This is a genomic window from Thalassobacillus pellis (genome assembly GCF_016908295.1).
GTDB classification, from domain to species: domain Bacteria; phylum Bacillota; class Bacilli; order Bacillales; family Halobacillaceae; genus Thalassobacillus; species Thalassobacillus pellis.
On sequence record NZ_JAFBDO010000002.1, the window covers coordinates 867617 to 883426 of the forward strand.

At 44.6% G+C, this 15810-nt stretch carries 9 protein-coding genes; 6 read left to right on the forward strand and 3 right to left on the reverse strand.

The genetic code is table 11. From position 1 onward, the window contains the following. Positions 1 to 70 precede the first annotated feature (70 nt). From JOC33_RS10185 to JOC33_RS10210, 6 genes are all read left to right on the forward strand, one after another. Positions 71 to 1243 carry a M20 metallopeptidase family protein gene (locus tag JOC33_RS10185; RefSeq protein WP_205092366.1) on the forward strand — a complete coding sequence of 391 codons (1173 nt, stop codon included), beginning with the start codon at positions 71 to 73 and terminating at the stop codon, positions 1241 to 1243. Between the two features lie 208 nt (positions 1244 to 1451). Next, entirely contained in the window at positions 1452 to 2090 is a 639-nt protein-coding gene (locus JOC33_RS10190; RefSeq protein WP_205092367.1) for a BMQ_0737 family morphogenetic spore coat protein, read from the forward strand. 186 nt (positions 2091 to 2276) lie between these two features. Further along, entirely contained in the window at positions 2277 to 7514 is a 5238-nt protein-coding gene (locus tag JOC33_RS20320; RefSeq protein WP_239534082.1) for a DUF6385 domain-containing protein, read from the forward strand. 69 nt (positions 7515 to 7583) lie between these two features. Further along, positions 7584 to 9605 carry a TPR domain-containing glycosyltransferase gene (locus JOC33_RS10200; protein ID WP_205092368.1) on the forward strand — a complete coding sequence of 674 codons (2022 nt, stop codon included), beginning with the start codon at positions 7584 to 7586 and terminating at the stop codon, positions 9603 to 9605. Continuing rightward, positions 9574 to 11253, forward strand: coding sequence for a glycosyltransferase (locus JOC33_RS10205; protein ID WP_205092369.1), 1680 nt, complete (start codon positions 9574 to 9576; stop codon positions 11251 to 11253). Before JOC33_RS10200 ends, JOC33_RS10205 begins: the two co-directional genes overlap by 32 nt. Next, on the forward strand, positions 11246 to 13141 hold the full coding sequence (locus tag JOC33_RS10210; RefSeq protein WP_205092370.1) for a tetratricopeptide repeat-containing glycosyltransferase family 2 protein: 1896 nt from the start codon (positions 11246 to 11248) through the stop codon (positions 13139 to 13141). Before JOC33_RS10205 ends, JOC33_RS10210 begins: the two co-directional genes overlap by 8 nt. Before the next feature lie 276 nt (positions 13142 to 13417). Here JOC33_RS10210 and JOC33_RS10215 read toward each other — a convergent pair whose 3' ends face one another. Genes JOC33_RS10215 through JOC33_RS10225 form a run of 3 tightly spaced genes read right to left on the reverse strand, consistent with a single transcriptional unit; the run spans position 13418 to position 15807 of the window. Continuing rightward, positions 13418 to 13942 (reverse strand): hypothetical protein, encoded by a 525-nt coding sequence (locus JOC33_RS10215; protein WP_205092371.1) that lies wholly within the window; start codon positions 13940 to 13942, stop codon positions 13418 to 13420. A gap of 12 nt (positions 13943 to 13954) precedes the next feature. Further along, a complete protein-coding gene (locus JOC33_RS10220; RefSeq protein WP_205092372.1) occupies positions 13955 to 15082 on the reverse strand; it encodes a glycosyltransferase in 1128 nt (375 codons plus the stop codon). After that, positions 15079 to 15807: a glycosyltransferase gene (locus JOC33_RS10225; RefSeq protein WP_205092373.1), complete on the reverse strand. Its 729-nt coding sequence runs from the start codon at positions 15805 to 15807 to the stop codon at positions 15079 to 15081. The genes JOC33_RS10220 and JOC33_RS10225 overlap by 4 nt, the downstream gene beginning before the upstream one ends. Positions 15808 to 15810 lie beyond the last annotated feature (3 nt).

Here is a 15810-nt window from a genome sequence, read left to right on the forward strand (position 1 = left end):
ATGTGAAACACTTAACGTTAAATTCTATTATACAGCAATATATAATGCAATATGGATTGGAGCGATCACCATGACACTGTTAAAGAAAGCTGAATCACATCTCCCCCATTGGATAGATTGGAGGCGCCATCTCCATAAGAATCCTGAACTGGGACTTGAAGAATATGAAACTTGCAAATTTGTTGTAGAGCGATTAAAAGAAATGGGTTACACCAATATTGATATAGTTGCCAACACCGGGGTAACGGTTTTAGTCGAAGGCAGAGAGCCGGGGAAAACCGTGGCACTCCGAGGTGACATGGACGCTTTACCAATAGAAGATGAGAAGGATGTTCCCTATAAATCGAAAAATCAAGGAACCGCCCACCTGTGCGGACACGATGCCCACACGACCATGCTGTTGGGTGCAGCACAACTATTGAAAGATAATCCCCCACAAAAAGGGAATGTCAAACTGATTTTCCAGCCCGCCGAAGAAGGTCGGTTTGGAGCACAAAAAATGATCGAAGACAACGTACTCGAAAATCCAAAAGTCGATGCTATTGCAGGTTTGCACGTGAACCCGGATGTGCCGACAGGCTATGTGACATGTACACGAAAAGAAGCATGCGCTGCAGCTGACTTTTTTAATCTTGAAATTATCGGAGAAGGCGGACACGCCGCTCATCCTCACCGTGCCATAGACTCTATCACGGTAGCAGCGGAAGTCATCAGCTCGCTCCAACAGCTGGTCAGCAGGCAAATCGATCCCCTGGCTCCCACTGTTTTTACGATGGGACAAATTCATGGAGGGTCTGCGGATAACGCTATCGCATCTAAAGTAAAGGTAGGAGGAACGGTTCGGACGTTGGACCCTGATGTCCGTTATCAAATCGAAGAGAAGATGGAACGAGTGGTAAAAGGCGTCACAGAAGCATTCGGTGCTTCTTACAATCTAAAATATGATTACTTTTATCCGCCGCTTATCAACGACACCTCCCTTGTTCCATCAGTCGAGGAAGCGGTTGAACAGGAACTCGGGGAAGACAAATTTTCCATCATTAAACCTTCTATGGGCGGGGAGGACTTTTCTTTTTATGCCAACAAAATTCCAGCCGTATTTTTCCGGCTGGGAGTGAGAAATGAGGATAAAAATGCCTCATACCCGCTCCATCACCCTAAATTTGATCTGGATGAGGACGCCATGCCATATGGAGCTTCCATCCTTGCTACGTGGGCACTAAATCAACTGGATAAATCGTGAATCCATGGACACCTCCGGCCGAACTTAGGCTGGGGGTGAATTCGTTTCTATAGAAAAATTAGCACTATCCACTTATTGATAATAAGAAAATTTAAATCAGTGCAGGGGCATGCTTTTACTAGGTTTTATGCGGAAAAAAAGAACGGAAGATTGCAAGATTTCATAATTTATTTATAACCTTACTTTTTATGAAAGAGGGGAGGATAAAGTGGAAATCAACCCATTAACAGCGGAATCAGAAAGCTATTGCATAGTAACTAATCGAGTATACGACTGGGTAGTAAAACAAATGGATACAACGGAGCGTTTCAAAGGACATGAGGGATTAAAAACTCTTGATTTTCATTGCGGAATTTTAAGTGGTTTAGAAGAAGAAGGATCTTTAACAGGAGAGTGTTATCTGACTGACGCTGATGGGAATCCCGTCTCCCCTACTGAAGGTCTGGTATGCAGTGAATTACCTATCATTAACGGACGTAAAGAAGCACAGATTCAAACAGATGATGGGAGTCTCATCACGTTACAGGTAGTAAAATTGCTCACTCAAGGCTTTTTTGTTGTACGACTCTCCAATAATTTAGGCGAATATTGCTTATCGCTTCCTCAGCCATTCGCTGTTACAGGAAGTGTACTTTTATGTAAACCTGAAGAGTCGGAGATTGTTTGCACTATTTCGGATTTTACCTGTGATGTTTATGTAATATGTAATAGTGACAGCCAAGGAAATTCATTTTTTCAACAAATCAACGTAGACCTTGCAATAAGCCAAAGTATTCAAGCAATTAAGGAAGAAACTCTTCTTTTGCAAGCTAAAGAATGCGCACCCAGAAATATACCCTTCAAGTAAATATTCACTACGACATTAAAAATCAAATTCCTCAATAGTCATATAGTCCAACACCTCCCTAGTATATTATTAAGAAATGGATATTCACCATTTCCTAAATTTAACCTCCCTCTTTAAGTTGGCGTAATATGTCAAGAACCTTCAAATATCACTACTCCATTTCAAGAAATATAGGGAGTGATACATATGAGTCCGAAAGGCTCCGATAACCCCAATTCTAATAAGAAAAATCATAATAAAATAGACTGCTCTTTAGAGGGTATCGCCAATGCAAAATGCGATACCTCATGCTGCTGCACTGTTGATGTTGTGAAAAATGTATTGGCTGCAACTGTAGTCGGGGGAACGCTGGACACGATCGACAGTCTTCTCGGAGGTACAATTAATACGGTTGAACACATTTTGGGAGCTACTATACTCGGAGGAACGATTAATGCTATTACTGGTACGATTACTACTGAAATCCCCTCTGTAACAATTACCGGCGGAACAATCAATAACGTCGAAGAAATACAGGCTGCTACCATCGTTGGCGGAACGCTCGATACCATCGACAGTGTCCTAGGTGCTACAATTACCAATGGATTCATCAACGCTACCATTCTCGGCGGGACAGTAACTGCCGAAGTGGCTGCTGTCACTGTAACTGGCGGGACCCTCAATACTATCGAAGAAGTCCTCGCTTCTACGGTGGTCGGTGGTACCTTGAATACGGTGGACAGTGTGCTTGGGGCTACAATTTCTGCGGGTACCATCAATACTGTCGAGGAAATACAGGCTGCTACCATCGTTGGCGGAACGCTGGATACTATCGATAGCGTTCTGGGTGCGACGATCACTAATGGGTTCATCAACGCTACCATTCTCGGAGGTACTGTCACTGCAGAAATTGCTTCCGTGACCGTAACCGGCGGGACGCTTAATGTCATCGAAGAAGTGCTGGCTTCCACTGTAGTCGGGGGCACCTTGGATACGGTGGACAGTGTGCTTGGGGCTACGGTTTCTGCCGGCACGATCAATACTGTCGAGGAAGTCCTGGCCGCTACCATCGTTGGCGGAACGCTGGATACCATAGAAAGCATCTTGGGTGTTACTATTACGAATGGATTTATCAATGCCACGATTCTCGGGGGGACAGTGACTGCTGAAGTTGCTTCCGTCACTGTGACCGGCGGGACGCTTAATGTCATCGAAGAAGTGCTGGCTTCCACGGTGGTTGGAGGTACTATTGATACCATCGACAGTGTCCTGGGAGCCACCATTACCAATGGATTCATTAATGCAACGATCCTTGGAGGCACGGTTACTGCCGAAATTGCTTCCGTCACTGTGACTGGCGGCACGATCAATGTCATTGAAGAAGTGCTGGCTTCCACGGTGGTCGGCGGTACCTTGGATACGGTGGACAGTGTGCTTGGGGCTACCATCTCTGGTGGCACCCTTAATACCGTCGAGGAAGTTCTGGCCTCCACCATCGTTGGCGGAACACTGGATACCATCGACAGCGTCCTGGGAGCTACGATCACCAATGGGTTCATCAACGCCACGATTCTTGGAGGTACTGTCACTGCCGAAGTGGCTTCCGTCACTGTGACCGGTGGGACCATCAACACTATTGAAGAAGTGCTCGCTGCTACGGTGGTCGGAGGTACTATTGATACCATTGACAGCGTACTAGGGGCTACCATCTCTGCTGGCACCATCAATACCGTCGAAGAAGTTTTGGCCGCTACCATCATTGGCGGAACGCTGGATACCATCGACAGCGTTCTGGGCGCGACCATTACCAATGGTTTCATTAATGCCACCATCCTTGGGGGCACGGTCACTGCCGAAGTTGCTTCCGTTACTGTCACAGGCGGGACGCTTAATGTCATTGAAGAAGTCCTCGCTGCCACGGTGGTTGGAGGTACTATTGATACCATCGACAGCGTCTTGGGCGCTACTATTACCAATGGATTCATCAACGCCACGATTCTCGGAGGCACGGTCACTGCCGAATTGGCTGCTGTCACTGTAACTGGCGGGACTATTAATATCATCGAAGAAGTGCTCGCTGCTACGGTGATCGGGGGCACCTTGGATACGGTGGAGAGTGTGCTTGGGGCTACCATCTCTGCTGGCACCATCAATACCATCGAAGGAGTATTGGCCGCTACCATCGTTGGCGGAACGCTCGATACCATCGATAGTGTCTTAGGCGCTACTATTACCAATGGTTTCATTAATGCCACCATCCTTGGGGGCACGGTCACTGCCGAAGTTGCTTCCGTCACTGTGACCGGTGGGACCATCAACACTATTGAAGAAGTGCTCGCTGCCACGGTGGTTGGAGGTACTATTGATACCATCGACAGCGTCTTGGGCGCTACTATTACCAATGGTTTCATCAACGCCACGATTCTCGGAGGCACGGTCACTGCCGAATTGGCTGCTGTCACTGTAACTGGCGGGACTATTAATATCATCGAAGAAGTGCTCGCTGCCACGATAGTTGGTGGAACTTTAGATACGGTGGACAGTGTGCTTGGGGCTACCATCTCTGCTGGCACCATCAATACCGTCGAAGAAGTTTTGGCAGCTACCATCGTTGGCGGAACGCTCGATACCATCGACAGCGTCTTGGGCGCTACCATCACCAATGGATTTATTAACGCCACCATTCTCGGGGGGACAGTGACTGCCGAAGTTGCTTCCGTCACTGTGACCGGCGGCACGCTTAATGTCATTGAAGAAGTGCTGGCTTCCACGTTGGTTGGAGGTACTATTGATACCATCGACAGCGTCTTGGGCGCGACCATCACCAATGGGTTCATCAACGCCACCATCCTTGGAGGCACGGTCACTGCCGAAGTCACCTCCGTTACCGTAACCGGTGGGACGCTTAATGTCATTGAAGAAGTGCTCGCTGCCACGGTAGTCGGGGGCACCTTGGATACCATTGAAAGTGTACTTGGGGCTACCATCTCTGGAGGCACCATTAATACCGTCGAAGAATTACAGGCTGCTACTATCGTTGGCGGAACGCTCGATACCATCGATAGCATCTTGGGCGGGACCATCAATACTATTGAAGAAGTGCTCGCTGCTACGGTGGTCGGTGGTACCTTGGATACGGTGGACAGTGTACTTGGGGCAACTATCTCTGGTGGCACCATTAATACCGTCGAGGAAGTTCTAGCCTCCACCATCGTTGGCGGAACGCTCGATACCATCGATAGTGTCTTAGGCGCTACCATCACCAATGGATTCATCAACGCCACCATCCTTGGAGGCACGGTTACTGCCGAAATTGCTTCCGTGACTGTGACTGGCGGCACGATCAATGTCATTGAAGAAGTGCTGGCTTCCACGGTGGTCGGAGGTACTATTGATACCATTGACAGCGTCCTGGGAGCTACGATTACTAATGGATTCATCAACGCCACCATTCTCGGGGGGACAGTGACTGCCGAAGTGGCTTCCGTCACTGTGACCGGTGGGACGCTTAATGTCATCGAAGAAGTGCTGGCTTCTACGGTGGTCGGAGGTACTATTGATACCATCGACAGCGTCCTGGGAGCTACGATCACCAATGGATTTATTAACGCAACCATTCTCGGGGGGACAGTGACTGCCGAAGTGGCTTCCGTCACTGTGACCGGTGGGACGCTTAATGTCATTGAAGAAGTGCTGGCTTCCACGGTAGTCGGGGGCACCTTGGATACGGTGGAGAGTGTGCTTGGGGCTACCATTTCTGCTGGCACCATCAATACCGTCGAAGAAGTTTTGGCCTCCACCATCATTGGAGGAACGCTGGATACTATCGATAGTGTCTTAGGCGCTACTATTACCAATGGGTTCATCAACGCCACCATCCTTGGAGGCACGGTCACTGCCGTAGTGGCTGCTGTCACTGTAACTGGCGGGACTATTAATATCATCGAAGAAGTCCTCGCTGCCACGATAGTTGGTGGAACTTTAGATACGGTGGACAGTGTACTTGGGGCAACTATCTCTGGTGGCACCATTAATACCGTCGAGGAAGTTCTAGCCTCCACCATCGTTGGCGGAACGCTCGATACCATCGATAGTGTCTTAGGTGCTACCATCACCAATGGATTCATCAACGCCACCATCCTTGGAGGCACGGTTACTGCTGAAGTTGCTTCCGTAACTGTGACCGGCGGGACGCTTAATGTCATTGAAGAAGTACTCGCTGCCACGATAGTTGGTGGAACTTTAGATACGGTGGAGAGTGTGCTTGGGGCTACCATTTCTGCTGGCACCATCAATACCGTCGAAGAAGTTTTGGCCTCCACCATCATTGGAGGAACGCTGGATACTATCGATAGTGTCTTAGGCGCTACTATTACCAATGGTTTCATTAATGCCACCATCCTTGGGGGCACGGTCACTGCCGAAGTTGCTTCCGTCACTGTGACTGGCGGGACGCTTAATGTCATCGAAGAAGTGCTCGCTGCCACGATAGTTGGTGGAACTTTAGATACGGTGGACAGTGTGCTTGGGGCTACCATTTCTGCCGGGACCATCAATACTGTCGAGGAAGTTTTGGCCGCGACCATCACCAATGGGTTCATCAACGCCACCATCCTTGGAGGCACGGTCACTGCTGAAGTGGCTTCCGTCACTGTGACTGGCGGGACGCTTAATGTCATTGAAGAAGTCCTCGCTGCCACGGTGGTTGGAGGTACTATTGATACCATCGACAGCGTCCTGGGAGCTACTATTACTAATGGATTCATCAACGCCACGATTCTCGGGGGGACAGTGACTGCCGAAGTTGCTTCCGTAACTGTGACCGGCGGGACGCTTAATGTCATTGAAGAAGTACTCGCTGCCACGATAGTTGGTGGAACTTTAGATACGGTGGAGAGTGTGCTTGGGGCTACCATTTCTGCCGGGACCATCAATACCGTCGAAGAAGTGCTGGCCGCTACCATAATTGGCGGAACGCTGGATACTATCGATAGCGTTCTGGGCGCGACCATTACCAATGGATTCATTAATGCCACCATCCTTGGGGGAACGGTCACTGCCGAAATTACTTCCGTGACTGTGTCAGGCGGAACATTAACAGCTATTTCGCAAAACAATTTTGTTGAACAAAGCTTTCTGAATATAGGTGTCGGTACAGCATCGTCAACATTCACCCCATTGGCCGCTATCACAACATCCATACTGGAAGATTATTCGTTTTTTGTTTATAATTCCAGCCCGTCAGGTACAGTAGATACCATCGTTCAAATCAGTGCTAATGGTGTCAACTGGTTTACGGATATCACTTCCATAGATCTTAGAGCAGGTTCAGTAGATGTGCTTGTTCCGCAACGTTTTTTAAAGTACACAAGGCTTGCTTACCGTTCTTCTACAACCCTTGCGACTGGAACGATCTCAGTCATATTTAATGGTCAAGGCTCATAAATTCTTATTGAAACCATTGTATTCCCTCTGTTCAAGCAGAGGGATGCTTCTTGTTAGGGGGCGATTTTGTTGTTGCTTGGCCTTCATATGATTGTAAAGAATGAGGCGGAGAATATACGGACATGCTTGGACAGCATCAAGTCACTAGTTGATGAAATAATTGTAGTTGATACTGGTTCAGACGATAATACTGTTTCTATTGCAGAAGAAGCGGGTGCCAAAGTATTGCATAAAAAATGGGATGATCATTTTTCCAATGCACGAAATTACTCACTCTCTGAGGCAAACACGAAATGGATTCTATATATGGATGCTGATGAGGTTTTTGCCGGGTCATTTCAAAAAATCAGGGCTGATCTTGAAAATACTGATAAAGAAGCGTTTTTTATGGACATTGAAAGCGTAACAGGCGAAAAGCCTTATGAAAAGGTGGTCCACCCATCGATACGTATTTTTAGAAATAACCAGGACTATTGTTTCACTGGTGTCATTCATGAAGATATTCTCCCATCAATTTTAAAAAAACACACTTCCATGAGTGTGATAGGAAAAACACAAGGGAAGCTCCTGCATAGAGGCTATTCTCCGGCACAAGCAAGGGTGGAAAAGGCTTACCGTAATCGTCGGATATTGGAAAAGTCCCTGAGAGAGTGTCCGGATGATCCCTATCTTCAATATCATTTAGGCATTACTTATGAACAGCTCTCTTTAGATAACCAAGCGATAGAACATGTGAAGCAATCTTTAGAACGTACTGATACTAACCAATCTTATCGTCCAACTTTGGTGAAAGATCTTGCCAAACTTTATATGAAAGGAGGGCAATACGATTCAGCCATAGACCTTCTTAAGAGAGAGATTAACAATTATCAAGATTATCCAGACCTTCATTATTATTTAGGTTATGGATTTCGACAAAAAAAAGAAATGGATAAAGCTATTCGGGTTTTGGAGAAAGCCACTAAAACTACTCCATCACGTCCTTATGCAATGGAAACTGGCAAAGGAACTTATCTTTCCTGGACATTAATGGGAGACATCGCTTTAGAGTGGAATGCATGTAATGATGCCCTTCAATTTTACATAAAGGCTCTCCAGCATTGTCCTTATCACTATGAAGCATTATATGGAATAGCAGACCTGCTGATTGCTTCCGGAAGACAATGTTCAGACATCAAAAAAGAGTTGACTCATATTTTGACGCCTTCCCTGAGAATGGAATCACCCTTAAGACAACTGTGCCTTCAGGAAGTTGCGAATGTTCTTTTTGCCACAGGCTGCGATAAAGAATTTTTAGATTTCTGCAAGGATATCGATGGGAATCCGGAAAAAGAAATCTTCAGTTTACTCCATTTAAATCACTTGCATGAGGCGTCAGAGCGATTGGATTCTTTACAGAAACCCGTTTCCGCCACACTCTTACAAGCAATCATTGTTACTTTTAATGAACACAGTTATCCATATCCTGAAAAAATGTACGAAGAGATCAAAAATAATCCTGACGCACACTTTTATAACGAAATCATCCAAATGCTTTTAAATGGAGAGCAAAAAAACAGCAACCCTCCACTCTCCTTTCTTGTGTTCGCTAAACAATTTCTCCATCAATCAATTCTCTTCCAGGCACCTAATGTAAGGAATAAATTAATTAGTTTACACCCTGTCTTTCAACTTTTTGCTGCAAAGACATCCTATTATGAAGGATATGTCAAAGAAGCCAGCGAAACTTTTCATTCCCTTCTCGATGAAAACAAGCTCGACTTGGAGGGAACCTTTCTTCTAGGGGAATATTATTTCCATCAAAAGGATTGGGAGCGAGCCTCCATTTTATTTGAAAAAATTGTTGATGCGAAAGAAAATTATGAAAGTGCCCGAATTGGGGCATCCCTCTGCTATAACCAGCAATCCAAATCTCTTTTAATCGATTCTATTAAAGAGTTGCCGGATTACCCATTGTTTACTGCATATTTAAAAAAAGTAGAGCTTGCGATTCAACTTTCTTCCAAACATGGTTGGCAGACTAATTGGAGAGGGAGACAAAGGAGGGTTCGATTACAAAATGAGCAGCATATCGCTGTGCATGATCGTTAAAGATGAGGAAGAACTTCTCGGTAATTGCTTGATGAGCATTAAAGATGTGGTTTCAGAAATCATTATCGTAGATACTGGTTCTACAGACAATACCACCTCCATCGCTGAAAGCTTTGGAGCTAGCCTTATCCATCACCCGTGGCAAAATGACTTTTCCGCTGCCAGGAATGCAGGGCTTGTCCATGCCACTGGAGACTGGATTTTGTTTCTTGACGCCGATGAAGAACTGAACCCCGATTCCGTCGATGAGATAAAAAGATTGTCGGAATATAAAGACGCAGACGGCTTCTTCTTAAAGGTGTATAACCATTTTGGCCAAAAAGGAAAAGAAGCGAGTATTAATCCAGCCATTCGTATGTTTAAAAACAGGGAAGAGTATCGATTTTCCGGTGCAATTCATGAACAAATCGCAGAAGATATCCAGAAAAATAAACCCGAAGCTCGTTTTGTCATGACAGATGTGATTATTGACCATTATGGGTACCAAGAGGAAATTCGCGCTAAGAAAAATAAAATTGAGCGTAACATCACCCTTTTGAAAAAGGAATTGGAAAAAAACCCGGATAATCCCTTTCACCTTTACAATATTGGAATTGAATATATGCAGCTAAATGATTATGATAAAGCTCTTCAGTCCTTTCGCATGTCCAGGAAGCGTGTCGGTCCTAAAGTTAATTATGCTCACCTTCTTTATAAATGCGAATCAAGGGCACTGGGGGCACTCCATCGTTTAGAGGAAGCAATTACTATTTGTAATGAAGGAATAAAGCTATATCCCGATTACACTGACCTGCACCATTACAAAGGTACGTACCTTATTACATTGGGAGACAGTGCAGGTGCTGAAAAATGCTTCCAAAGAGCCATCCAGCTTCAACCCGCCACTAAATACCATACGGAATCAGGAATTGGATCATTCGCCACTTATTATTTATTGGCGCTCGTATATGAAAGTCAAGGAAAAGATGACTATGCCATTGACCATTACTTTAAATCATTTCAATTGCAACATGAGAAACGTCCGCTTTATCGAATATTCCAGCTGTTACGAAATACAGACAGAGAAGCTGAGATTCCTTCCCTTTTGAACAAAAGATTTAACATGCATACTGAAAAGCAAAAAGAAAACCTTATGAACATTCTTTTAAGATCCCATTGTTACCAGAGTGTTAGTATGCTCATAGATGAGTGGCTGCAAGAAACCCCTTCACTTCCTTTGCAGGAAAAATGGAAAAGAATTAAGGACGACTGTTTACTTTTACATTCAGATAGGTTCGGAAAGAGGAAAGAAATAAAGGGTCTCCCTCCGTATATGAACGAGACGGAACGCTGGCAGGCAGACTTGCCCGAGAGTATTCATCCTATTGTTGATCGTGATTCGCTCACCTCTATTCTAAAGATAGAACACAAGGGGAGAATTTTGTATAACCAGGGATTTTATGCTGCATTTCAACAATACCTAAGTAAATGGAAAGACATGCATCCTCAAATGGATAAGGATTATAAAGCCCACTCCATTATCCAGCTTGTCCAGACGCTGTCGTATAATGCGGAAAAGCATTTTGACAATGTACTTAAGGAAGGGGATTTTGACTTGATACGCTCAGCAAAGACTACTTTACCGTTTGAGGAAGGCTGGATTGAATAACCAGGGTTTAAGTGTGTGTATGATTGTTTTTAATGAAGAAAATAATTTGGCACGTTGTCTCTCATCTATTACCCACATCGCGGATGAAGTTGTGATTGTGGATACGGGCTCGACTGACAACACAGTCCAGATAGCGAACGCATTTCAAGCGAAAGTGATTCCTTATGTTTGGGAAGGGGATTTCAGTGCTGCTCGTAACTTCGCTTTGGATCATGCAACAAAGGAATGGATTTTAGTATTAGATGCCGATGAAATCTTGCAGGGGATCGACATTACACCCTATATGGAAAATAATGATGTGGGCGGATATATGGTACGTTTCCTTAATTACTACGGTCATTATGACAAAAACAGTTACTTTACCGATTTCAGCTGCCGTCTGTTCCGGAACCACCCCTCCATTCGTTTTCAGGGAGCTATTCATGAAGAGATTTCAACCTCGCTAAAAACGAATGGATGGAATATAAAGAATAGTGAAATTACCCTTCATCATTTCGGTTATATCCACAATAATGAAAAAAAGCAAAGGAAACATGAACGTAATGTTTCCATTATAAATAAATCAATGATAGCCACCCCAAAGGATCCACGTCTGACATATGCTTTAGGAGTGGAATACCTGCAAGCTGAAAAATACAAAAAAGCATATGATATATTTATGCAGCTGTTGAGGGGAATTTCCCCCTCTGCAGATTACGCGCCAGATATCGTGTTAAAATCCGTCCACCTGCTGAGATCTTTTCAGAAGAACGAAGAAGCCTTGGAACTGGCAGAGCAAGGTTTGGAGCATTATTCGGATTTTGCAGACTTGTACGATGCCAAAGCAGCCATTCTCATGGACCTACACCATTATCCTGCTGCTATTCATTCACTTGAACAGTCATGCTCCTGTCCTGCTCACACTTTCTATTCCTCTCAGGCAGGAACAGGATCTTTTCGCACGTTATACACGCTTGGTGAGGCTAACGAAAAACTTTTCAACTTCGAAACAGCTGTAGAGCATTACCGGGCATCATTGAATACCTGCCCTGCCTACCAACCAGCATGGGGAAGGTATCTCCTTTGGTCAACTGCACCGTTTGTAAGTACCTCCACTTTCATAAATGACATCAAAAACTGGAAGGATTCCTTGCAGACTGGTCAATGGCTCACGATGATGAAAATACTTGTCGCCTCGAGTCAGCGGGATAAATGGGAGACGGCTAAACAACATATACCTGAACCCATTCTTAAAGAATTACATGTATGGCATCCCCTTGCTGAAGCTCTTACGTTATCAATAAAAGGACAAAAAAAGTCGGCTGCCAGCCACTTGATAAGACAAAAAAAGACGTTCCATCTGGAGGAAGTCTTATTTATTTGGTGTGTTTATTATGAAGAAAGCCTAGATCATCAGAAATGGCTCGAGACTTACGTGCATGACTTTTCTCTTATAAAGGATTTATATACGTGTATGATGCAAGGTTATAACGATGAATATAAAGGGGCTGTCACTTTGGCCAAGTGGATGTTCCTGGAAGGCAGGATGGTAAACGGCTATATTCGATTTACTAGGTCACTGGATAGCTGCAACTCTCTCCCCTTGATACACCTGTATTTGTTTCCCAATTTTCCCGCTCAGGATTTGGAAAAAATCACTGATCACCTATCCGTGAATACAGAAAAACAATCTGTAGAGGAATGTTTAGCAATCTCCCTCCTCCAATTAAAATGCGGAAAACATAGACAATCTCAAAAATTACTCAAAAAATTGATGGAAAGAGCCCCTTCTTCGCCCTTACCCAGATTAGTAACACTTTTAAGTTATCAATCTAAGACAGCATCCCCACCCATAATAGATATAAACAATCTTCTGACTCATTTAACCTGTCTGAACAATGGTATTTGATTATCTTAGGGCTTCTTCTCGAGGCCAATGAAAAGCATACTCCCGCAGGCTTCAGCCATACCTCTCCATGACGCTTTTTATCACACACGATGGACTTAAGATCTCGAAGGGGCAGGAACTGCCGTTGGATAAAGATCGATCTATAGAGTGTGTTTACACAGACCTCTTATAGATATGCGCCAAAGACAAAACGGTCTGTATGGACATAAAACTCCATAGGGACCGTTTTTTTAAAATCATGTCGTTTCTATACCTTCAGCTTTTTGAGTAGACATTTTAGGATATTGGACTCACTTCCGCCCAACCTAATGTTAGTGTGAGCGTATTGGTCTGGTTCGTTAAATTGAGAAGGTCAACGATAAGCCGGTTTCCAGGAGGAATGATAATTTTTCCAAGTTCATCATTAAATACAGGTCCGCCTGTTTGAATCATCGTACTAAAGGTAGCCCCTCCGACAGCGGGATTCGTGAGACTTGTAGAAAAGCTCGGGATTAACTGGCTATTATTGGGATAGCCAAAATTTGTATTAATGGGGGTAAGCGTTGTACCGCCAGCAACAGTTCCATCCCGAATTAAAAAAATCGATGTATTGGTAATAGCCCCTCCAAAGATACGGCCGATTCGTGCTGTATAACGGGAGGTTGTAGGATTTGACAACTGAACGGCCATGTACGCATTCGCCGCTACAGATACCACCCCCGTTGTCACCCTGTAGTTAGCACCATTCTCGGCACTTGAAGCGGCAATATCAACAGTCGTCAGAGGGTTCCGCAAATTCGTGAAAACATTATAGTTTGGCATCGTTATTCCCCCTTAATCAAGGTAAGCGCACAATACCCTTTCCCATTTCTGCTGCCAAATCCCCAGGTCAAACGCTTTAGCTGTATCCCTTGCCCGTTCTCCCATCTCTTCACATTTTCTTTGGTCAATTATAAAATTTCCGACAGCTTCGACCAACTGATCTACGGCAGGCATGATTAACCGTCCATTATACTTATCTATCAGCAGATCGTTCAGGCCGCCAACGGTTGTTGCGATAACCGGGAGGCCGCTGCTCATCGCCTCTAAGCAGGATAAGGAGGTACCTTCGGAAAATATAGTCGGAATCACTGCTATATCAGCACCTTGATAAACTTCGGGCATTTCTTCAAAACGATGAATTTGATGACAGATTCTTTCCTTTTGTGGATGCTTTTCTAGCCAGTATTCAAATACACGAGCAATTTCCGTCCCGTGAATCACTTCGCCTGTAAAATACACTTCGATGTCTTCATATTCTTTCAACCATATATCGGTTGCTGCCATCATCAGGAGGATGCCACGCTCATGGCTGATTCTCCTGGGATACAGCACTCGAGACATACTCTTATTTTTTTTAATTGCTGACGGTGTAAACCGTGCAGTATCAACGAAGTTGGGAATAAGTTCAATTTTTTCGGGATCTGAATACCGGCAAGTTGAACGGCAATAAGTTAAAAAATGAGAGTCAACAGACACAATTTTTGATAAAGCGTTTACAGCATGTTGGACATTTTTCTTAACCTCGTTTTTCGCCTCTTCAGTCAAATCTATACGATCCCAATTGATCCCATGACAGATGCCTAAACTCCCTTCCCTATACGGTATCGGATGCCAGATACAACTTGCATAAATGATGGAACCTTCTGCTTTCTGTTCCATTTCCTGAAATAATTCACCGATACTGTCCAAGTCATGGCAATAGTACCCAAACACAGCTGTTCCCGCTATCTCCGTTTTTTCTAACTGGGTATGGAAGGGCTTATGATAAGAGAGTTGATGGACGTCCACATCCACTTCTAAGCGATGCAGGATCTTAATCAGCTCAAACAAATACCGTTCGAGTCCTCCACCGTAGATTCTGTGAATCTGATTATTGTAGGCATCTAAAAAGCTATGCGTCAATATAGAAACTTTCTTCACTCCCTTTCCTCCTTCCATTCAATAAGGTTTGGAGAAGGGTCAAGAATAGACGTGTACTGATCCTGATGCCCCCACTGCCCATCAGGATCCATCTTCCTATAACGTTCGTACTTTTCCAGCCGCTCCGCTTCATCTCCTGACCATCCATAATGTTTTACCCGTATATCCGTTAAACAACCTCTTAATGCCTGATAGGACAAAGACAGCCTATGGGCGTGATGATTCATTTTTAAATAATAATAGGGGAAACCTGGCAGATATCGGACTAGCATCATCGTATGACGTTTGTGAAGGTTCCAGTGCTCATCTTCTCGGTAATGGGTTCTGCCTCCCCACAAATCATAAATACGGAAACTCACCCAATCATAGCTATCCTGATTGATCAAGGTACGTGCTTTTTCCTTAAAAGAATGTTCAAATACCTCGTCTGCATCAATGGATAACAACCAATCAGGCTCATACTTGCATGCTTCCTGCCATAATCGGCTTCTCAGCTCCCACTCTTTGCTGAAATGAGAATTTTCGAGCTCGATGACTTCTTTGACTTTTGGAAAAGACCGGCAAATCTCTACGGTTCGGTCTGTGCTTGCATCATCGATAATAACGATATCGTCCACATACACACTAATGTCACCAAGCACTTCTTCTAAGTACCTGTTTTCCTCATTTCTAACTTGCATGATAGCCGTCAGCCTATTGCCTTCCTTTTTCCTGACTGGATGCATCCT

Coding starts and splice junctions, on each gene's coding strand:
- JOC33_RS10225 (WP_205092373.1), bottom strand. CDS start 15,807: ATGCATCCAGTCAGGAAAAAGGAAGGCAATAGGCTGACGGCTATCATG.
- JOC33_RS10185 (WP_205092366.1), top strand. CDS start 71: ATGACACTGTTAAAGAAAGCTGAATCACATCTCCCCCATTGGATAGAT.
- JOC33_RS10215 (WP_205092371.1), bottom strand. CDS start 13,942: ATGCCAAACTATAATGTTTTCACGAATTTGCGGAACCCTCTGACGACT.
- JOC33_RS10205 (WP_205092369.1), top strand. CDS start 9,574: ATGAGCAGCATATCGCTGTGCATGATCGTTAAAGATGAGGAAGAACTT.
- JOC33_RS20320 (WP_239534082.1), top strand. CDS start 2,277: ATGAGTCCGAAAGGCTCCGATAACCCCAATTCTAATAAGAAAAATCAT.